The following is a 19,801-nucleotide window of genomic DNA, read 5'->3' as shown; positions in this document are numbered from 1 at the left end:
GCAAGGAGGAGAGCATGCGTGGGGAACAAATCAACTCGCAGAATATCATCGCCCGCTCAGCGACCTCAGTACCCTCGCCTCAAAGGCGAAGCGGCAGCGTTGAAACTGTCACCAAGCTGATTGATGTATCCCGCTGCATCGGTTGCAAGGCATGCCAGGTGGCATGCTCTGAGTGGAACGACCTGCGTGACGAGGTGGGTGAATGTGTGGGTGAATACGACAACCCGACTGACCTTACGCCCGACTCCTGGCAGGTAATGCGCTTCAACGAGCACGAGAACGAGCAAGGCAACCTGGAGTGGCTAATCCGTAAGGACAACTGCATGCACTGCGCCGAACCGGGCTGCCTTGAGGCGTGCCCGGCACCTGGTGCTATCGTCCAGTACGCCAACGGCATCGTTGACTTCAACTCCGAGCACTGCATCGGTTGCGGCTACTGTGTCACTGGCTGCCCTTTTGATGTTCCACGGATTTCGAAAAAGGATTCCAAGGCCTATAAATGCACACTGTGTTCTGATCGTGTCTCTCATGGCCTGGAACCAGCCTGTGTAAAATCGTGCCCTACCGGTTCGATCATGTTCGGCACCAAGGAGGACATGCTCGATCTCGCTGAGACGCGCACCGATTTTCTCAAAGGGCGCGGCTTTGAAAATGCCGGTATCTATGACCCTCAGGGGGTGGGTGGCACCCATGTGATCTACGTGCTGCAACATGCCGACAAACCGGAGATCTACAGCGGCTTGCCCAAGGACCCGCGCATCAGTCCTCTGGTCGAGGGCTGGAAAGGTATACCCAAGCCGCTGGCCTCAGCAGCTATCGGGCTTGCCGCATTTGCCGGGTTCTTCCACTACCTCACCGCAGGCCCCAAGGAAACACCGGAAGAGGTGGAAGAAGGAGTGGAGGACGAGGAGCCTGAGGAGAAACAGCCATGAATGAGCCGAAACCGCATGCCAAATCCGATCCAGGCATCCTGCGATATGATGCGTTTTCACGCATCAATCACTGGCTCGTCGCGATCAGCTTCGTGATGCTGGTGCTCAGTGGGTTGCCCTTTTTTCACCCCTTCTTCTGGTCGTTAACCGGCCTGTTCGGCGGACCGATCATGACGCGCATCCTGCACCCGTATATTGGGCTGTGTATGACGCTATTTTTCGTGATCATGGTGATCCGCTTCTTCAAGGTGAGTCTGATCAAGCGCCATGACATTCAGTGGCTCAAGCAGATCAAGGACGTGCTGAGTAATCATGACGAGCGTCTGCCGCCGGTAGGTAAGAACAATGCCGGGCAGAAGCTCGTTTACTGGATCATGGTGCTCTGCGTGCCATTGTTGCTGGTAACCGGTCTGCTCATCTGGCAACCCTACTTTGCCGATGCCGTCCCCATCACACTACGTCGGTTGGCCGCCGTTGGGCATGCTTATGTGGCTTTTCTCGCGATCATTACCTTGATCATCCACATTTACTCGGGTATCTGGGTGAAGGGGTCGTTCACCGCCATGATTCGTGGCCGGGTCAGCAAGCCTTGGGCGAAACATCATCATGATTTATGGTACGAGGAGGAAATGGACAAAGAGCGCAAGGAGCGCGAGATGACCAAGCAGCCGCACACGACCATGACACGAGAGGAGCCCAAGTGAATCACGCATATGGCAATGCCCCGATGGGCGTTATTGATCCCCCCTCCGTGGTGCTGCCCGAGCAGGAGCACTTTGCCCAGCGTGCACAGCGCCTGCGTGACCTCTCCGAGCGTATCGAACCGCTGCGTGATTTCTTGGCCTTTATGGCACAGCTCTCCCAAGCACAGCAGCGGGCACTCGAGCACAATACCCCAGCGTGGCTGCCCGAGCCGGACGCCTTTGCGCTGGCCTTGGAGCACGGCATGCCGCCGCTGGGTACTCAGGCGCTTTGCCGCGACATCGATTTTCATAGTGAGCTCGCAGCACTTCTTGATGGCCTAGATTTGCATATTGGGGAGGCGCAGCGGCCGCTGCTCGACACCCTGCGTAAGCTGCCCAGGGAGGAAATCGACCGCCTTGCCCAGGAAGTGCTGGAAGCGCGCCCCGGCCCTGAATCAAGCCGTGGACTGATGCCCTTGATAGCGGCAGCGTTGCAAGTGGCCTGGCTGCGCTTGGCGCGCACCCTGCCCCAACCGCCAAAGCGCCCCTCCGCCGAGGCCCGTTCGATCTGCCCCTGTTGCGGCTCATTGCCGGTGGCAAGCATCATTCAGATCGATTCTAAACGCAGCGGGGTGCGTTACCTGCAATGTGGGCTATGCGCGACACAATGGTATCTGGAGCGCTCCAAGTGCAGTGTCTGCGATCAGAGCGGCAAGCTTGACTACCTGAGCCTCGAGGACGAGATCGGCGAGCGCCTGCTCCCCACTCAGGCCGAGGCCTGTGGCGACTGTCACTCCTATCTCAAAATCATGCCACGTGAGCTCGATGCACATGCTGAACCCCTCGCTGATGACCTTGCGAGCCTGGCGCTGGATCTTCTGCTTACCGAGGAAAAGCAGTATTTTCGTAGCGGCTTCAACCCGCTGCTGATCGTTGGCGAATAAGGGCATCCCCGAGCGACCATGGACGACCCGCGCTCAGCCATGCTATACCTTGGGATTTGAATCCCGGCATGGATTGAAAACAACAATGGACGTTCGACGCAGCCTGCCCGCCGTAGACACTCTGCTGACCCACCCCACTCTGCAGCAAGCCCAGCAGCGCCATGGTGGGCGCCTGGTCAGGCAGGCCGTTCGCCTGACCCTTGAGAGCGAGCGCTCGCGCCTTGCGGGTAGTTCCGAGGCTGCCGAGCATCAACTTGCCGCCCTCTCTATCGATACACTCACTGCCCGAGTGCTTGAACGCCTGGAACAGCTGGTACGGCCTAATAGCCGCAGCGTGTTTAACCTGACCGGTACGGTGATTCATACCAACCTCGGCCGCTCGCCACTTGCCGAGCCCGCCATTGAGGCCATGGCCGAAGCCGCCCGCCATCCCATGGCGCTTGAGTATGACCTGGAGAGCGGCGGCCGTGGCGACCGCGACCGCCTAGTGGAACCCCTGCTTTGCGAGCTGACCGGCGCCGAGGCAGCCACCGTGGTCAACAATAACGCTGGCGCTGTACTACTGGCCTTGGGTGCTCTGGCCAGTGGTCGCGAGGCGGTCATTTCACGCGGCGAGTTGATTGAGATAGGCGGTGCCTTTCGCATGCCCGACATCATGGTCGCGGCAGGCTGTCGGCTGCATGAGGTAGGCGCTACCAACCGCACCCATGCCAAGGATTTCCAGGCCGCCATGGGCGAGAGCACCGGGTTGATCGTCAAGGCACACACCTCCAACTACGCCATCACCGGTTTTACCAAGAGCGTGCCCGAGCGCGAACTGGCGAATATTGCACACGCGCAGGGAGTCCCCTTCATGGTTGACCTGGGCAGCGGCGCACTAGCCGACTTCTCCGCGCTTGGACTACCTCATGAAGAGCAACCTCGCGAGGCAATCGCCGCCGGAGCCGATGTTGTCACCTTCAGCGGCGACAAGCTACTGGGCGGCCCGCAGGCAGGCATCATTGTTGGCCGCCGTGACCTTATCGATACGATCAAGCGCCATCCATTAAAACGTGCCCTGCGCCTGGACAAGCTGACCCTGGCCGCCCTGGAAGCCACCCTGCGTCTTTATCGTGACAGTGACGCGCCCCAGCGAGACATTCCCACGTTGGCAATGTTGACGCGTACTGACGTCGAGATTGCGGCGACCGGCGAGCGTTTACTCTCCGCCGCCCAGGCTTTGCTCGACGACATCGATGTTACCCTGGCCCCCTGCGTGAGTCAGCTCGGCAGCGGCTCGCTACCCGTTGACCGGCTGCCGAGCTACGCGCTGGTCTGGCGCCCACTAAACGGTGACCGCCGCGCCAGGGAACGGTGCCTCAAACGCATCGAGACAGCGTTTCGACAACTGCCCCGTCCGGTCATCGGCCGCCTTAACGAAGGCGTCCTCTATCTCGATCTGCGCTGCCTATACCGCCCTGAAGACGTCGACGCCTTCGCGTCACAACTCTCGATATTGAAGCAGCGCTACGAGAACCACCATGCCCTGCAGCAGGACCTGCAAAATAAAGAGGACCCGTCATGATCGTCGGCACGGCCGGCCATGTCGACCATGGCAAGACCGCCCTGATCCAGCAGCTGACCGGTATCGATACCGACCGCCTCAAAGAGGAAAAAGCCCGTGGGCTGACCATCGAAGCTGGTTTCGCTTATCCCGAAGTCGCGTCAGGCGTCGAGCTCGGCTTTGTCGACGTGCCCGGGCATCATCGGTTCCTGCATAACATGCTCGCGGGCAGTGCTGGCATCGACACGGCCCTGCTGGTGGTGGCCGCCGACGATGGTGTAATGCCCCAGACAATCGAACATGTCCAAATTCTCGACCTGCTCGGCGTCGACCGCGGCGTGGTGGCACTGACCAAGATCGACCGAGTCGACGAACTACGGCGACAGGAAGTCAGACAAGAGATCACCCAACTGCTGGCAGGGACCCAGCTCGCCAAGGCGCCGCTGTATGACGTCTCGAGCCATAGCGGTGAAGGCGTAGCGGCACTGCGTGACACACTATGGTCCCAGGCGGCCGAACAGCATGCGCTCTCTGCTTATGGGCATTTCCGCCTTAGCGTGGACCGCGTCTTTGCGCTGCCGGGTGCCGGTCTGGTAGTGACCGGCACCGCCCTCAGTGGCTGCATTGCCAAGGGTGACATGGTGCGCCTGGTACCCGACGGCCATAAGGCCAGAGTACGCCAGCTGCGGCGCCAGCACCGCGAGAGCGATCAGGCACACCAGGGTGACCGGGTAGCGCTCAACCTTTCAGGCACTGGGGTGGAACGGGATCGCATCCGTCGCGGCGACTGGGTGGTCGCCGATGCACTGGAAACGCCGCCCATCAAACGCCTCGACGCCCAGCTAAGGTTGCTCGACTCTACCCCACCGCTCAAGCACTGGACGCCAGTCCATATACACCTGGGGGCCGCCCGTCTCATGGGGCGGGTCTCGCTTCTCGAAGGGCAACGACTCAAACCAGGCAAAAGCATGCTGGGGCAACTGGTCTGTGATAGCCCGGTACACGCCTGCCTGGGGGATCGTTTCGTCATCCGTGATCATGGTGGGCATATTACTCTCGGCGGCGGAATCGCACTGGACGGCGAACCACCCCGCCGTGGTCAGCGCGCACCCGCTCGTCTGGCCTGGCTGGCGGCGCTGGCAGAATGCGCAAGCGTCAAGCCCCCTTATGATCTTCATGAACCGCTGGGTGCCGCGCTCGATCTCCATCCTGAAGGCCTGGATCTTACTGGCATGGCGCGTAATCTTAATATCAGCGTTCAGGATCTAGCGCCGCTGGTCGAGGCATCCGCAGGTCAAGTCCTCACTGCCGAAGGCGAAGTTAGCGCTTTCTCCCGGCAAGCCTTGGAATCGCTTAGAGAGCGGATTATCCAAGTAGTCGCCAGTAATCACCAGAACGAACCCGCCATGCTGGGGACCGAGCGCGAGCGACTAAATCGCCAGGCCGCCCCTCGGTTACCGGCTCCCCTCTTCCGCGGCCTGCTGAAACAACTGATCGAGGCGGGCCAGCTTGCTAGCAATGGGCCCTTCATTTCTCTGCCTGGCCATCGCGCAGTACTTAATGAACACGACGAGGCGCTCTGGCAACGGCTCGAACCTCTTCTCGCGGAAGCCCCCTTCCAGCCACCCCGGGTTCGCGACCTGGCAGCAAGCGGTGGGCTTGATGAACAGCGTGTTCGCCAGGTGCTAACAGCCTGCGCTCGCCTCGGCAGGCTCTACCAGGTACGCAAGGACCACTTCTACCTCGCCTCAGCGACACATGAACTGGCCAATATCGCGCGTAAGCTGATGGACGAGCACGGCACTATTCGCGTCGCAGAATTTCGCAACTGCATCGGTACCGGACGCAAATTGGCCATTCATATTCTCGAATTCTTTGATAGGATAGGTTTTACACGCCGGGTGCAAGATGAACGCTACATTCGCCGTACTGCCCTGTGGAACTAGGCAACCGCTCAAGGAAGAGGATCGACCCCCGGTGGGGCGGCCAGACTTCAAATCTGGCAGGGACTGCCAGCAGTCTTTGGTGGGTTCGACTCCCACGCTCTTCCGCCACTCTTTTTAACTCTTCCCCCAGCCTCGCTATTTGAGCCAAATCAGACTCCGCCATGAAACTCACAGACGGCGAAGCATCAGGTCACGTAAGATAACGGTATAAAATACGATACTATCAAGCCGAAGGCGTTGATAGCCTGCCAGGCACTGCCATCACCCAGTCGCGAAGCGCCAACATCGTTGGATCGTTGCGGCGGCTTTCAGGGTAGGCCAAAAAGAAGGCGCGGTCTTCAAGTTCAGGGCCAAAAGGGTGTACCAGGCGCCCGTCGGCCAGCTCATCTTCAATCAGTTGACGGCTCATCAGCATGACACCCTGCCCTCCCACAGCCGCTGAAATAGCGTGGCTTTCGTCAGAAAAAGCCAGCCCGGCGCCGACATTCAACCCTGGAATCTGGGCGGTTTTCTGGTAACCCGGCCAATCCATGGGCGATATAATTACTCCCTGGGGTCGAAAGTGAATCAACGGATACTTCGATAGATCCTCCCCTGCATGCTGAACAAGCTGTGGGCTGCAAGCCGGAATCAACGTGGTATCAAACAGCTTCTCGGCTACTAACCCTGGCCAGCGTCCATCGCCATGCCGAATGGCAAGGTCGGCGGTTACCCCATCTAACGCAACGGGCTCGTGGGACGCATGGATTCGCAGGTCAATGTCTGGGTGAGATTCGCGCAGTATGCAAACCCAGGGCAGCAGCCAGCGTACTGCCACCACTGGTGTGGTCGTCAGCGTAATGCCCCTGCGCTCGGGCATGGTACTCAGGCGCTCAATGGTGTTGCTGATATTGTCGAATGCAGATTCCAGCACCTGCTGCAGCTCGCGGCCTTGCGGCGTCAATTCCAGTTGCCTGGGCCTGCGTACAAACAGCGCAATGCCCAGAGCCTCTTCAAGCCCACGAATCTGGTGACTAATGGCCGTGGCCGTTACCGAGAGCTCCTGCGCTGCCTGTTTGGCACTTTCATGGCGAGCAGCCGCTTCAAAAGCGCGAAGTGCCGAAAGCGAGGGTAATCGTCGAGAATTCATGAATGAATTTTACTCACCTATACCTGCAAGAAAAGGTCGTTTGTTACGGCTCATAATCCAAGTCTAAGCTACGTCTGTCGTTAATCATAGATGAGCTCAGCTCAGAACAGGAGACTATCCATGCCGCATATCCTACATATAGACGCCAGCGCTCGCCCGGGGATTGCAGGAACAGACAATCATGGCTCTCACAGCCGTCACCTTACCGATCAGTTTGCCAAACAATGGCAATTACGCCGCCCGCAAGACATGATCACCTATCGCGATATAGGCCAATACCCGCCATCCTTTCTCAACCACGACTGGATCGCGTCGGCTTTCACGCCTGAAGAACAGCGGGCACCCTGGATGAAGGATGCATTAGCAGAAAGCGACCAGCTGGTTGATGAATTAATCGCCGCAGATGTCGTCGTGATCGGCACGCCGTTCTACAACTTCGGCATGCCTGCCGCCCTCAAAGCGTGGATCGACCAAGTAGTACGCCCCGGTCGAACGGTGGATATCGATGAGAGTAACCCGACCGATCCTTACGTTCCAAAGCTTTCTGACCGGCCAAGGCATGCGGTTGTTCTTACAGCCAGAGGCGGGATAGGCTTTGATATCGGTGGAAAGATGGCGCACATCAACCACCTGGAACCCAATTTAGCCACTGCACTGGCGTTTATTGGCATCACTAAAATTCACTATATCGCCATCGAGGGGCAGGAGGTAGGCGGGGAGGTATTGGCGAAGTCAGTTGCTGACGCAATAAGGAAAGTCGAACGGCTCGTTGATGAGTTGCAGGTGATGACATGGCGAGACACACAAATATCTGAACCGGCTTAAAAGCAGCAAGCAGCTTCTTACTATCAAGGTCGGCGCGTTAGGTGCGGGTATCGCTAACCCAGGATATCCGCACCTTTATGCCCCTCTGGCACGCCCTGAACCAACAGCACATCGCCCTCGGTATGCCGGGTACGAAATGGGCGAATCGTCTTATAAGCATCGGAGTCATACCACCCCTGTGCTTGTTCCATAGTAGGAAACTCAATGATGACCATATCGCCAGCCCACGCACCCTCAATAGGCGTGTATGGCCCACCATGAACAAGGTATTTACCTGAGAAAGGAGCGAGCGTTGCGTCGATACGCTCTAAATATTGTTTAACCTCAGGATCGAATCGAGTTTCTCGAATGAGAGCAACAGCGTAGGCAGGCATCATCCCCCCTTGATTAGACGAAATAATTTTCTAAACAACGAAAGCCTAGAGCAAACACTTTAAATAACGAACCCACTTATCACTATATCAATTTAACTGACAATAACTTTCCAGAAATTTAATTTTTATTAAACCAATGACGCTACACTGGTTAGAGGCCACCATTCAGTGTTTCGCAAATAAAGTCCCTTTTTGCTGCTGTATACGCTTCTCTATCAACCTATATTTCGCCGCCCAACGCCTATCGATCAGAGAGGCGTTATATTCCATGGAAGTTGAAAAGAGGCAGCAGCCGAGCCCGTTCCTCTTCAAACAGAGTTGGCCAATCAGTACTGTATGAGCAGAGTACTATCTTCTCGTTAGTCGCTCGGTTCAAGGACTCTGCCTCATTCATGCTATGGATACTCCCCGCCTTGAAAATGGCGACGCTCAATCACTCTTCTATCAGCAGCGGCGGCATGGGGCATTCCAGCATATCGGCGATGACGCGAAACAGCTCGGCCTCTGCGGGCTTTATTTGCCCGCTATGCTCAATACAGCGGGCCATGGCCTGCAGAACAGCAGGCTTTTGTTGCGGTCGTAAACGACGCAAGCGGCTGACTGCGGGCCCCAGCGCTTTGATATTAGGGGCCTCTCTTTTTACGTTTAGTGCAAACGGCAGCTCTTTTTCAGCGGCATCTAGCGCAGCGCTTACCTTTTCGGGGTCACTCTGCCCTGCCCAGGCCAGCACGTTGAGCAGCCGCTGGCACTCCTGCTGTAAATCGCTCAGCTTACGAACAGCAGGGCCACTATCCTTCTTTCCCAGGCCCAGGTGATGAACCAGCCAGTGATACAGCGTCCACTCAAACAGGCTGACCTGACTATCCGCATTGATCAGTTCTACCATGCAGTGTCGAAAATGCGTGGCCTGATCCACTGACAGGTTTTTTAACGCAGGCAACGCCAATTCCATCAACGGCAGGCGAAGCTGGTCTCTAAGCATTAACACATCGCCGGCATGATTCATGACTTCACGATACACATCGGGCAAGGCTGTCTGCTGAAGTGATGCCAGTTGCTGCTTACGCACCTCGATATTCTGGCTCAGCAGCAGTGCGTACATTAATGCGCGCACTGCGTAAGGATCGTGGGCGGCATCGACGAGCCGCGTAGGCAATGCATTGAGCATGGTACGTGCCTGGGCCAAATGGCGTGGGCCGGGTTGCCCCATTGAGGCAATCGCCATGCGGGCCGAGGTGCCGTTCATGGTTGCTGCGCTGGAGTAAGCGTGGCCGGAGGGGGTGTCTGCAAAGCCAACCACTGACTCACCTCCCGCTTTTTCCATGTCACCGTCAAAAGGCGCACTGAGCGGCGCGTTAAATTCACCGTTCCAGCTTGGCATAACGCGTTTGATGCGCTGGCGTATCGGCGGGTGGGTCGCCAATAAGCGAGTGAAACCAAGCTTCATGCCCTGGCCGAAAAACAGGTGGCTATATTCGCTCGCTTGGGAGGCTTCGATTCTGGCCCCCTGCGTAAGGGAGCCTATCTTGATTAACGCTTGGCCGATGCCATTGGGGTTACGCGTATATTGAACGGCGGAGGCGTCGGCTAGGTATTCTCGCTGGCGGCTCACTGCCGCCTTGATCCAGTTGCCAAAAAATGTGCCCGCATAACCAATGACGGCCAGGGCAACACCCAGGGCAAGTACGACGACAGCGCCTTTGCTATTTGAATTGTTGCGCCGCACAGCTCGACCACGCGACGTCGTACTGCGCAGCAGAATATAGCCTAACAGTCCGATCAGAAGCACACCGTGAAGTACGCTGATCAAACGCATGTTCAAGCGCATATCGCCATGCAGAATGTGGCTAAATTCATGGGCAACCACGCCTTGTAGTTCCTCGCGGTTGAGGTGATTAATCGCCCCCTGGGTGATCCCGATCACGGCATCGCTGGTATCATACCCGGCGGCGAAAGCGTTAATACCCGCTTCCTGAAGCAGATAAACCGGTGGAACCGGCGTGCCCGAGGCAATTGCCATTTCTTCCACCACGTTGAGAATACGGCGCTCGTTAGCGTTTTCGGTGCTGGGGCTGATTTCTCGTCCGCCCAGCGCCTCGGCCACTACTTTACCGCCGCCGCGACGCAGCTGAGAGCGCTTGAAAAGCCCGCCGAGACCCACTAACGCCACCACGCCAAGCGCAACCACGGCTACCAGTTCTGGGGATAGCGCAGCCAACAGGTTATTCGCTGTCACGCTGCCTCGGTCATCTCTCATGAAATGCACGACGATTGCGATCACGACAGTGGTGACCGCAATCAGGGCGATTACCGCCGCTATCAATAAAACAACCAGTTGCCCGGTTTTACGCCGGGCGTTGTCCTGAGCCGTAAAGAAATCCATGCACACCTATCCTTGTCGGTTCAAGAACGCTTCAAAACGATATTTTAGGCGCTGACTGAATCTGGGCGCTGTCCTCGAACTCCAGGAAGGAAGCGTCCTCGCCATGCCCCAACAGGCCAGCCACGGCCACCGGAGGGAAGCTCTGGCGGTAAGTGTTGTATTGCATGACAGCGTCGTTGAACGCCTGGCGGGCAAAAGCGACCTTGTTTTCAGTACTGGTAAGCTCTTCAGAGAGCTGCTGCATGTTTTCAGAGGCCTTGAGGTCCGGGTAAGCTTCCATCACCACATTAAGCCGCCCCATCGCCTGGCTTAGCGCACCTTCTGCCCCGCCCAATTCGGCCATCGCTTTGGCGCTCCCTGGGTTGGCAGCCGCCGCTTTGAGCCCCGCCGCCGCTGAATTGCGCGCTTCAATCACCGACTGAAGCGTTTCGCGCTCGTGGCTGAGATACCCTTTGGCGGTTTCGACGAGGTTAGGTATCAAGTCGTGACGGCGCTTTAGCTGCACTTCAATTTGAGCAAAGGCGTTTTGAAAACGGTTTCGCAGGGAAACGAGCCGGTTGTACACACCGATAAGGTAGAACGCGATAACCGCTATTATCGCTACGATAATGATAGTTAAAACCATAATTAATCCTTCCTGTGGTTAATAAAAAAACTATTACGTATCACGGCCTGACGGCTTTACTTGGCGAGTTTAGGCAAAAACTCTATATCCATGTGATATTTCTGGGGATCATTCTGCTCGATAAAGACAGCAATGGTATCCGTATTGATATAAGGCGAGGGATCAAACCAGATATTCTGGCTTTTAAACACATGTACTTGCATGGTAGCGGGATTCAACCACTGCGTTATCACCTGATAAGGATGTTTTCCATTGACCGAACGTTTCAATACGGTACAAATTTGTTTAGTGCAGTGACCTTAATACCTTTGATTTAACACTACGCCACTCCATATGGCGTAGTGCTTATGATACAAGCCTTGCTTATATCACTTCTTCACCATTAACCGTCAGGACGCCGTCTTGCCAGGTCAGCGTCTGCTCTTCAAAGTCCGGATCGATTAACAGAGCATAAGGCATGGGAATGAGTGAAAGTACCATCTGGGGAGGTGTCGTTACGCCAATATCCAGGCTCAAGCGGTTTTGGAGGTACTCTTGCGCCTCCGGTGTGCTCATCCTATCTTGCGATGCCTGAAGCTGCTCGGGTAACGGCAAACGGTTATCCCATAAAGCGCTGTATAGCGCCTCCTTGGAAAGTTCTTCACCATCAAAGCGGATATCCGCCGTAATGCGGGGATTAAAATCGATACCCAGCATAGGCAGCGTAACGTGCGCTTCCAGCGGTTGGAACGCCATTGAGGGACTCGCAATCAGAACATCATAGCCTCGTTCGATAGACTGGATCAGTAGTTCACGCTCCTCCTGCTCATCGCCGCGTACACCGGTCTCTTCATACTCTGCACGCATGACTTCCAACGGTGTATAGGCTTCCTGAAGCGCCTGAAATGCTGACATATCCCAGTTCTTGGCATCGATATCAAGTGACAGGCTGCCCATTGAGGTGCCGTCGGCGCCGATATCGGCTATCTTAAAACGGCCGCCTGAATTGACGATTTGGCTATCACCTACGGATTCAGACTCGGCCTCAAGCTCAATGCCATCTATATAAACATTGACGCCCTCCGCCAAAAACTCAATTTTGGGTATTTCCAAGCGTTGATGTATCAGGCTAGACGCTTCCTGTGAGCTATTTTCAAAGCGTGGCGAGACAATCCGAAACGAGTCGTTCTCGTCATTGACAACAATTTCACGTGCCTGGCCGTCTACCTTCCAAACGTCTTCATCTTCAAGATCAAGATCCACTACCAGGTCGTGCAGAGTGCCGTCAAACTCAACACCGCTTAACGAACCGGCCGTCAACTGCCCCGTGACGGCGCTGCGAGTAGCGACCAGATCAACGTCGATATCCCCGCTTAGAAACTGCTCGTTGGGATGAATCGTGCCGGTAATCGGGCTATTGATAATGCCGTGATCCACCAGCAGATTTACCTGGGCATTGGCGTTTTCAACACCTTCCATACCGATCGTTGCCGTCGCCGTTGTATTGAACAACGATTTATCAATCGTTACGTCGCTTGCATACCAGGAAACAGAATCATCCAACTGCGCAAAGGTTTGGGCTAGCGCTTTTTCCACCTCATTACCCACCACCGCTTGGGCGCCTATATATCCCCCTGCCCCGAGCACTACAACACCAGCAGCGGTCAAAATTAACGTCTTGGAAGTTGCGGGCATATCACTATCCTTAATAAAAATGATTATTAATTATCCTGTATTTAAGAATAAAAACCCACTGTTAATTCAGTTCATGGCTAGCTATTAAAGAAAGAAAAAGCGAGGCGAAGACTCTTATTCTTCGCCATTAAACCGCATAGTCATATACATTGCGCTGCTTGCGGTTATTTGCCATCAGGAAGCAAGAAGTACCATGTTACCCATCAACCCAAGCAGAAACCCAGCGACAGCACCGATTGCCGGCATTCCATGTTGTTCGAGCTTGGACCCAGGGGCAATATCCTGAAAAACAAGGTACAAAATACCTGCACTCGCAAATAGCATTAGCGCTCCCATTAACACATCGTACTGTGCCAATACGTAATAGCCGGTTGCTGCTGAGATGGGCCCCACTAATGCCAAACCGCTAAATGCCAGTATGATTTTATTGGAAGATAGTTGAGTATTATTATTGCTCAGCTCTTCGTAAGCGTTAAAACCCTCGGGCAGATTTTGTAAAATCATTAATAGTGCAAGCAGCAACCCTGTGGCTTCGCCTGCTGCAAAGGCAGCACCCAAGGCAATCGCTTCAGGGATAAAATCAGACAACATTGCCACCAGTTGGCCTACCGAGCTATTGAGTTTTTTTAAGTAGGCATCAAGGAAGTAAAAACATACCCCACCAGCAGCAAAACACAAGGCGGCCGGTACAAGCGGTAACTTACTAGCACCTTCAGGTACCAATACCAGAGCGACCGCTGACATTAGCGCTCCACCACCAAAAGCAATAATGAAATGTCGCCAGGAATCCCCTAAAAGGGAGGGATGAACCAGGTCAAACTTAGCTAATAATGCCCCGATGGGCATTGCGGCACCTGCCATTAATGATAAAAGAAGGATAGTGATAATTTCAGCCATAAAATGTCAGATTAGCCTCTTTTCAACCATCATTGGTTCACCGGTTTGTCCGGAATTTCTCGCTGCCTCCTAAGCGTTTCAGAGGATCGAGCCGTGTCTTTTTCGTCCCTTGCGTTTGTTCAGCTTATGAAGGTCCATAAGGCCATGAATGCCGCAAATTAACGGGGTGCGTCTCACGCTTATTTGTTACCAGAATCATCTTCTTTCGATCCTGAAGATACAGGCCTTTTCTTGGTTATTGCGCGTGAGAAGAAAGGCACCACGTACAGCACTGTCCAGGCCAGCACGGTACACAAAACGGCCGTTTGCTCACGCCCAAGACCAACGGCGACACCTATAGCTGCTGTAAACCAAATGCCTGCCGCCGTGGTAAGCCCGGTAGCAAATAGATCATTCTTACGGGTGATAATACTTCCAGCACATAAAAAACCAATGCCGCTAATAACACCTTGAATGACCCGACTCATCTCTGCATCTGAAATGCCTGTTTGCTGCGGGATTAATATAAATAACGCCGCCCCCATGCACACAAGCATGTGGGTACGTATTCCAGCTGGCTTACCGCTCTGTTCACGCTCAAGCCCCAAGAGGCCACCGAGAAAAGCAGCCATTAGCAATCGAGTCACTACAATAATAAATTCACTTAGGTCATTAAAATCAGAAAATTCAGAAATAACAATATTACTCACTGACTCCATTGCCTCAGCCCTGTCGTTAACGCGCGATGAGTGAACATCTTTTATCTAATTCAACCGTTACGTGCTGCCTCAATGGTGGCAATATCGATTTTTTTCATCTGCATCATCGCTGCAAACGCGCGTTTTGCAGCGGCAGGGTCCGAGGCAGTGATTGCTTCAATCAGCGCCACAGGCGTTACCTGCCAAGACACGCCCCATTTATCTTTACACCAACCACACGCGCTTTCTTGCCCGCCATTACCCACTATCGCGTTCCAATAGCGGTCCGTTTCGGCCTGATCATTGGTTGAGACCTGAAAGGAAAACGCTTCGCTATGCGTAACCCCAAGCCCACCGTTAAGCCCCAGGCATGGAATGCCCAGCACGGTAAACTCAACGGTCAACACATCCCCTTCCTTACCGGATGGAAAGTCTCCCGGCGCGCGGTGAACAGCGCTAACAAACGAATCAGGAAAGGTATCTGCATAAAAGCGCGCGGCTTCTTCTGCGCGACCATCGAACCAAAGACAAACCGTATTCTTTGCTGGTGTTGCCATGACACTTCTCCAATCAAAACGAAACAGCCAATGATGGGTATGACATTGTAATGCGGCGCACCCACTCTCCTTTAACAGCTCCTCCCAAGATGATTGCTGAGGAATCACCAAGTCTTATCAGCACCTGGCGGGCCTATATCGAGCTGCATATCAGGGGCAATATCCACCACTCCGTTGACCTTTTTAAGCCGCTCAACGGTAACGTCATCTGCCGCCCCGGTGATGCACCCAATCTCCTCAAACACCTCTCTGATGGTGAGCCCTTCGTCACTAAGGCGCGAAGCTATTTCATTGATCGATTGATCTTCAGAAATCGTGATTATCCAAAGCGCTATTGTCGGCATCGATCATCCTCATCTAAGGTGCCTGTACCAACCCGGCCCCAACACGGGAACCAGAGGATGGTAAAGGCTTTGCAGAATCCAACAGCCGTTGCCAGAGTTTCATACCGCGCAGCGAGGCATCTGACTCAGCCCAAAGAGCGGCGCAGCCTGCAACGTGGGGCGTCGCCATACTGGTTCCGCTAATCGTTTTATGATGTACCGGCCGGGGCCAGGACGAAAAAATGTCGCCGCCAGGCGCGGCAATTTCGATTTTGCCTGCGTTAGAAAAGCTCGAAGGCTTTAAGTTGGCGTCAATAGATGCAACCGACATGATAGTAGGCGAGTTGGCAGGCGCTCCCGTATGAGCAGAAGAGTTTCCTGCGGCAGCAATAATCAGACACCCTTTACGCAGAGCCGCGGCACCCGCGTGGGTGTAGGCGGCTTGCACAGGACTTTGACTGCCCAGCGACATCGAAATGACGTCACATCGATTAGCGATCGCCCAATTCATGCCCGCAAGCACTCCCGCCCCTGTACTGCTACCCGAGTTGGTGAGCACCTTTCCAACGAACACCTGTGAATCGGATGCGATACCGTAGCGCGGAGCGTTCTCGAAAGGCACTCTGGGGCCGCAGGCCGTGCCGATACAGTGCGTTCCGTGGCCATTGATATCTTGAACCGGCTCTCCTACGAATGAGCGGGTAATAAACTCTCTACCTACAAAGTCAGGATGGCCAAGGTCCATCCCGGTATCCAGCACGGCCACTTTAATGCCAGCCCCACTCCACCGGCTTTGCAAAACGTTGCATTGAATCAATCCCCAGGTCGTTTCTGGCTTGCCTGGTTCAAGCTTGTCTTGGGCTTCATCCAGATCAACATCAGCGCCAAGATCGCGAGCAATCGTACTCGCGGCCCGCAAAAAACCTCGCAGATACTCTGAATTTTCGGAAAAGGCAAAATACTCAGGCTCAATAATTTCTATTGGGCTATCTGCTGAAATAGGGTCATTGAGGCTCATCCCATGTAGCTGTAAAGCGTCACTGCCAACAAGCGCAACCCCAAGCTCTGGGAACACCACAACCTCCGCATCACCAGCGTCTTCCAAACTGACGGCCTGGTCAGCAAAGTCACGCGCGTCGGCCACTCGAAACTTTTGAGCCTTGAGAGACTTAATGCCCTCTTCCATTCGCCCTTCACGATAACTGATAAGAAAACGCCCGGTTTCAAGACAATTAACGCCTCGTTCGAGAGCAGCCACAAGCAGCTGTTCAGCCCCGCACGAAATTGTGGCTAATGATTCACTCTTGCCAGAGGGATTGCTTTCGCTTCCGTTGCTTTTAGATTTATTAGCCATCATCGCTTCCTTTCTGTTTGTTTGGCCGCACTAAAAACCAGCTGCACAACACCAAGCTACCAAAAACCGTATAAAGCAGCACAAATACCCACTCCGGCGCCGTGTAGTAAAGCAGGCTTTGCAACCAGTACTGAATGAAGGACCCCGTATAGGTTGCTGTACCGGCCTCTGCTCTCAAGGCCATTTCCCACGTAGTAAGCGGGCAAACCGCGCCCAACCAGGACTGCACCACTACATACCCAATAGCGGACAAATGCAGAATACGAAACCTCTTATTTCGCACCCATCGCCACCTTAAAAAATAACCGACATAAATAGCCAGCAACCCGAAGACGACAAAGACAACAAACAGCACATGAACGACTAATATCGCATCTGCCATGAGTAGAAGTCGTGAAGGGGCCATATCTCTCCCAAGTGAAGCATAGGCAGAGGAGGTAGCCAGTGTTTGCGATGGCCACGAAACCTCTTAATTGCCAGTATGTTGAGCAAAAACCTCCTCGCCGGTTAAATCTCTGGTAGCTTGAGAAAACGAGTAAAACGCTGGTTTTTGCTCAATAAATATCTGCTCCTCAAGCTGCCACTGGTCGTTATCCTCCAGAAGCCCCACTGGGATAGCATAGTGCCCGCCCTCTTTTAACCGATAAAACAGATGCGTCCCACACTGCTTGCAAAAACCTCGCTCGGCCCACTCTGAGGAACTGAAGATAGCAATATGCTCAGTCCCCTGGAAATCCACCTCGTTTTTGGACTCAACCGCAAACAGCGGCCCTCCACCCCACTTTCTACAAAGGCTGCAGTGGCAAACCGCGACATGATGACTGTCTAAATGAGTTAAAAGCTGCACTTCACCGCAGAGACAGCTACCCCGATGCTCAATGTTGGATTGCATATGATCCTCCGTTAGATGCGTAACACCGTCTATACATGCTTAATAGAGCGAACCCTAAACCCCACCTTTTCTATATAGACAGTAGCAGGCCGCTTGGCTATGCGCTGTTAACGCGTAAAATTGCGCGATATGCCCTGCAGACCTGTTATCTACAGCGACATAAAATATCGTTGAGCGGGCATTTTTAATCGACCGTTTAGCGGCTTTATTGGGTTGCTCGGATACTTCCTTCTGACTGCCAAGCGTGCTTGCCTAAAATAGAAAACACATTTGATAAATACACAATTGTTAGCCTTGGGCTTCCTTGGTAGGTTGATTACAAACAACACTAAAGGTGGCCCTTTCACCACCTGCGAACCAGGCGCTATGGACCTTCTACCTAACCTATTTCGTGGAAGCACACAAAACGTCACCACCCGATGCTACGCCTCACACTAAACCGCTTCGGCCCACCTACCCCCTCGGCCATGCACACGGTTTACTTGTCGTTGAGCGTTTGAGTCGCACATACTGCCTAGAGCAGCGCCACCAATAAAACGATAACCCTCTGACCGCGAAGACGAATATGACAACGAAGCTGAGTAAAGGCGCGCCAGAAAAGGCACAAACAATGAAGAAAAAACGCCCTATGCCGGATGTGTTCATCATCCTGTTTAGCTTTATGGTACTGGTACTGCTCGCCTCTTATATAATCCCCGCAGGAAGCTACGAAAGAACCACCAACAATGGCCTGACGCAGGTCGCCACCGATAGCTTTCAGTACATTACTGCAGCGCCCCTGAACGTTATGGACCTGTTCACCGCTATTCAAAAAGGCCTGGTGGCGGCGGCTCCGCTGATCTTTTTAATCATGATGGTCGGCGGCGTGCTTAAGGTGATTGAGTCAACAGGGGCCATCAGCGCAGGCATTCACCAACTCATCAGTAAGGCCAATGGCCGTCGAAACGTCCTTATTTTTATCTTTTGCGCTACGTTCTCAACGCTTGCATCGGTTGGGGTAGGTGCCAACCTGGCCATTGCCTTCATACCTATCGGACTGTTTCTTGCCCGCTCAATGAAGCTTGACCCCATTGTAGGCGTAGCCATTATCTTTTTAGGCTCCTACGCAGGCTTCGGTGCAGGTGTTTTTGACCCTACCGTTACCGTTGCCGGGCAAACCATTGCCGAGCTACCGCTGTTTTCCGGGTTTATTTACCGGGGCGTTATTTTTATTGTCTTTTTGGCCGTAACCACGGCGTACATCTGCCGCTATGCCAAACGTATCAAGCAGAACCCGGCCCATAGCGTGATGGGTGCAGACGCCTTTGATAACACCGAAGCCACACACGAGCCAGGCGCCCTGCCGCCATTTACCTTCGCCCATAAGTTGGTACTGCTGATATTTGCCGCTTCTTTTGTGTTTTTCCTGTACGGCGGTTTTAACTTCGGATGGGGAATCACTGAACTCTCTGCCACGTTTTTAATGGTGGGAATCGCCACGGCGCTGATCGGCAGAATGTCCCCCAATGATTTTGTAAAACGCCTGATGAATGGCGCAAGCGAAGTCATGTACGGCGCATTGGTGGTGGGTGTCGCCGCTGCTGTCATCGTACTGCTTAGACAAGCACAGCTCATCGACACCCTCGTGCATAGCGTCGCAAGCTCTTTGGATGGCCATGGAAAAATTGTCGCCATGGAGCTTTTATACGTCTTTAACCTGGTATTTAACGGATTGATTACTTCGGGTACCGGCCAGGCCGCTATCGTGATGCCAATTATGGTTCCGATTGGCGATATGCTAGAAGTCACCCGCCAAGCGACCTTCATCACCTTCAAGCTGGGCGATGCCGTTACCAATATTATTACTCCGCTTTCTGGCACCTTGATGGCGTGCCTGGCGATCGCCCGCGTTTCTTACGTGGAGTGGTTCAAATTCGTGCTACCACTGGTATTGATTTGGATTGTCATCGGCGGCGCGTTTGTCGGGGTTGCCGTCGCGATTAACTACGGTCCGTTTTAAGCAGGTTCGCTTCCACGCCACCCATAATGGGTGGCCTGGCATCT

At 54.2% G+C, this 19,801-nt stretch carries 19 protein-coding genes and 1 tRNA gene; 8 read left to right on the top strand and 12 right to left on the bottom strand.

Annotated elements, in window-relative coordinates; all coding sequences use genetic code 11:
* The first annotated feature begins 14 nt into the window (after positions 1 to 14).
* The 6 genes from fdxH to FKN99_RS02810 all read left to right on the top strand — a co-directional run bounded on the left by fdxH (position 15) and on the right by FKN99_RS02810 (position 6,156).
* Entirely contained in the window at positions 15 to 932 is a 918-nt protein-coding gene (gene fdxH, locus FKN99_RS02835; RefSeq protein WP_172116476.1) for a formate dehydrogenase subunit beta, read from the top strand.
* Positions 929 to 1,636 carry a formate dehydrogenase subunit gamma gene (locus FKN99_RS02830; RefSeq protein ID WP_172116475.1) on the top strand — a complete coding sequence of 236 codons (708 nt, stop codon included), beginning with the start codon at positions 929 to 931 and terminating at the stop codon, positions 1,634 to 1,636. Before fdxH ends, FKN99_RS02830 begins: the two co-directional genes overlap by 4 nt.
* On the top strand, positions 1,633 to 2,559 hold the full coding sequence (gene fdhE, locus FKN99_RS02825; RefSeq protein WP_319941220.1) for a formate dehydrogenase accessory protein FdhE: 927 nt from the start codon (positions 1,633 to 1,635) through the stop codon (positions 2,557 to 2,559). Before FKN99_RS02830 ends, fdhE begins: the two co-directional genes overlap by 4 nt.
* 85 nt (positions 2,560 to 2,644) lie before the next feature.
* Complete coding sequence (gene selA / locus FKN99_RS02820; RefSeq protein ID WP_172116474.1) at positions 2,645 to 4,123, top strand: L-seryl-tRNA(Sec) selenium transferase; 1,479 nt, start codon at positions 2,645 to 2,647, stop codon at positions 4,121 to 4,123.
* Entirely contained in the window at positions 4,120 to 6,048 is a 1,929-nt protein-coding gene (gene selB / locus FKN99_RS02815; RefSeq protein ID WP_172116473.1) for a selenocysteine-specific translation elongation factor, read from the top strand. The genes selA and selB overlap by 4 nt, the downstream gene beginning before the upstream one ends.
* 12 nt (positions 6,049 to 6,060) lie before the next feature.
* A tRNA-Sec gene (locus tag FKN99_RS02810) sits at positions 6,061 to 6,156 on the top strand.
* 115 nt (positions 6,157 to 6,271) lie between these two features.
* Here the strand turns inward: FKN99_RS02810 and FKN99_RS02805 are convergent.
* Complete coding sequence (locus FKN99_RS02805) at positions 6,272 to 7,177, bottom strand: LysR substrate-binding domain-containing protein (protein ID WP_172116472.1); 906 nt, start codon at positions 7,175 to 7,177, stop codon at positions 6,272 to 6,274.
* Positions 7,178 to 7,297: 120 nt separating this feature from the next.
* Between FKN99_RS02805 and FKN99_RS02800 the strand changes: the two genes are divergently transcribed.
* The gene (locus tag FKN99_RS02800) at positions 7,298 to 8,002 is read left to right on the top strand and encodes an FMN-dependent NADH-azoreductase (RefSeq protein ID WP_172116471.1); all 705 of its coding nucleotides are present in this window, start codon (positions 7,298 to 7,300) and stop codon (positions 8,000 to 8,002) included.
* Between the two features lie 53 nt (positions 8,003 to 8,055).
* Here the strand turns inward: FKN99_RS02800 and FKN99_RS02795 are convergent, their stop codons facing one another.
* The 11 genes from FKN99_RS02795 to FKN99_RS02745 form a co-directional block, all read right to left on the bottom strand.
* On the bottom strand, positions 8,056 to 8,376 hold the full coding sequence (locus FKN99_RS02795; RefSeq protein WP_172116470.1) for a DUF1330 domain-containing protein: 321 nt from the start codon (positions 8,374 to 8,376) through the stop codon (positions 8,056 to 8,058).
* A gap of 433 nt (positions 8,377 to 8,809) precedes the next feature.
* Positions 8,810 to 10,759: a M48 family metallopeptidase gene (locus FKN99_RS02790; RefSeq protein WP_172116469.1), complete on the bottom strand. Its 1,950-nt coding sequence runs from the start codon at positions 10,757 to 10,759 to the stop codon at positions 8,810 to 8,812.
* Between the two features lie 31 nt (positions 10,760 to 10,790).
* Positions 10,791 to 11,384 (bottom strand): LemA family protein, encoded by a 594-nt coding sequence (locus FKN99_RS02785; protein WP_172116468.1) that lies wholly within the window; start codon positions 11,382 to 11,384, stop codon positions 10,791 to 10,793.
* 363 nt (positions 11,385 to 11,747) lie between these two features.
* Positions 11,748 to 13,058: a DUF945 family protein gene (locus tag FKN99_RS02780; protein ID WP_172116467.1), complete on the bottom strand. Its 1,311-nt coding sequence runs from the start codon at positions 13,056 to 13,058 to the stop codon at positions 11,748 to 11,750.
* 174 nt (positions 13,059 to 13,232) lie between these two features.
* A complete protein-coding gene (locus FKN99_RS02775) occupies positions 13,233 to 13,955 on the bottom strand; it encodes a ZIP family metal transporter (protein WP_172116466.1) in 723 nt (240 codons plus the stop codon).
* A 179-nt stretch (positions 13,956 to 14,134) separates the two neighbouring features.
* Positions 14,135 to 14,653, bottom strand: coding sequence for an MgtC/SapB family protein (locus FKN99_RS02770; protein WP_172116465.1), 519 nt, complete (start codon positions 14,651 to 14,653; stop codon positions 14,135 to 14,137).
* Positions 14,654 to 14,703: 50 nt separating this feature from the next.
* Positions 14,704 to 15,189 (bottom strand): VOC family protein, encoded by a 486-nt coding sequence (locus FKN99_RS02765; RefSeq protein ID WP_172116464.1) that lies wholly within the window; start codon positions 15,187 to 15,189, stop codon positions 14,704 to 14,706.
* 104 nt (positions 15,190 to 15,293) lie between these two features.
* Entirely contained in the window at positions 15,294 to 15,533 is a 240-nt protein-coding gene (locus FKN99_RS02760; protein ID WP_172116463.1) for a hypothetical protein, read from the bottom strand.
* A 13-nt stretch (positions 15,534 to 15,546) separates the two neighbouring features.
* The gene (locus tag FKN99_RS02755; protein ID WP_172116462.1) at positions 15,547 to 16,866 is read right to left on the bottom strand and encodes a S8 family serine peptidase; all 1,320 of its coding nucleotides are present in this window, start codon (positions 16,864 to 16,866) and stop codon (positions 15,547 to 15,549) included.
* Positions 16,859 to 17,272 (bottom strand): DUF2784 domain-containing protein, encoded by a 414-nt coding sequence (locus tag FKN99_RS02750; RefSeq protein ID WP_087105651.1) that lies wholly within the window; start codon positions 17,270 to 17,272, stop codon positions 16,859 to 16,861. The genes FKN99_RS02755 and FKN99_RS02750 overlap by 8 nt, the downstream gene beginning before the upstream one ends.
* A gap of 63 nt (positions 17,273 to 17,335) precedes the next feature.
* On the bottom strand, positions 17,336 to 17,758 hold the full coding sequence (locus tag FKN99_RS02745) for a GFA family protein (protein WP_172116461.1): 423 nt from the start codon (positions 17,756 to 17,758) through the stop codon (positions 17,336 to 17,338).
* Between the two features lie 610 nt (positions 17,759 to 18,368).
* On the opposite strand from FKN99_RS02745, the gene FKN99_RS02740 reads away from it, so the two are divergent.
* Positions 18,369 to 19,757 (top strand): YfcC family protein, encoded by a 1,389-nt coding sequence (locus FKN99_RS02740; RefSeq protein WP_087105653.1) that lies wholly within the window; start codon positions 18,369 to 18,371, stop codon positions 19,755 to 19,757.
* The last annotated feature ends 44 nt before the right edge of the window (positions 19,758 to 19,801 follow it).

The organism is Halomonas hibernica, assembly GCF_013183775.1.
GTDB classification, from domain to species: domain Bacteria; phylum Pseudomonadota; class Gammaproteobacteria; order Pseudomonadales; family Halomonadaceae; genus Vreelandella; species Vreelandella citrativorans.
This window is presented reverse-complemented; position numbering and strand designations above follow the sequence as displayed.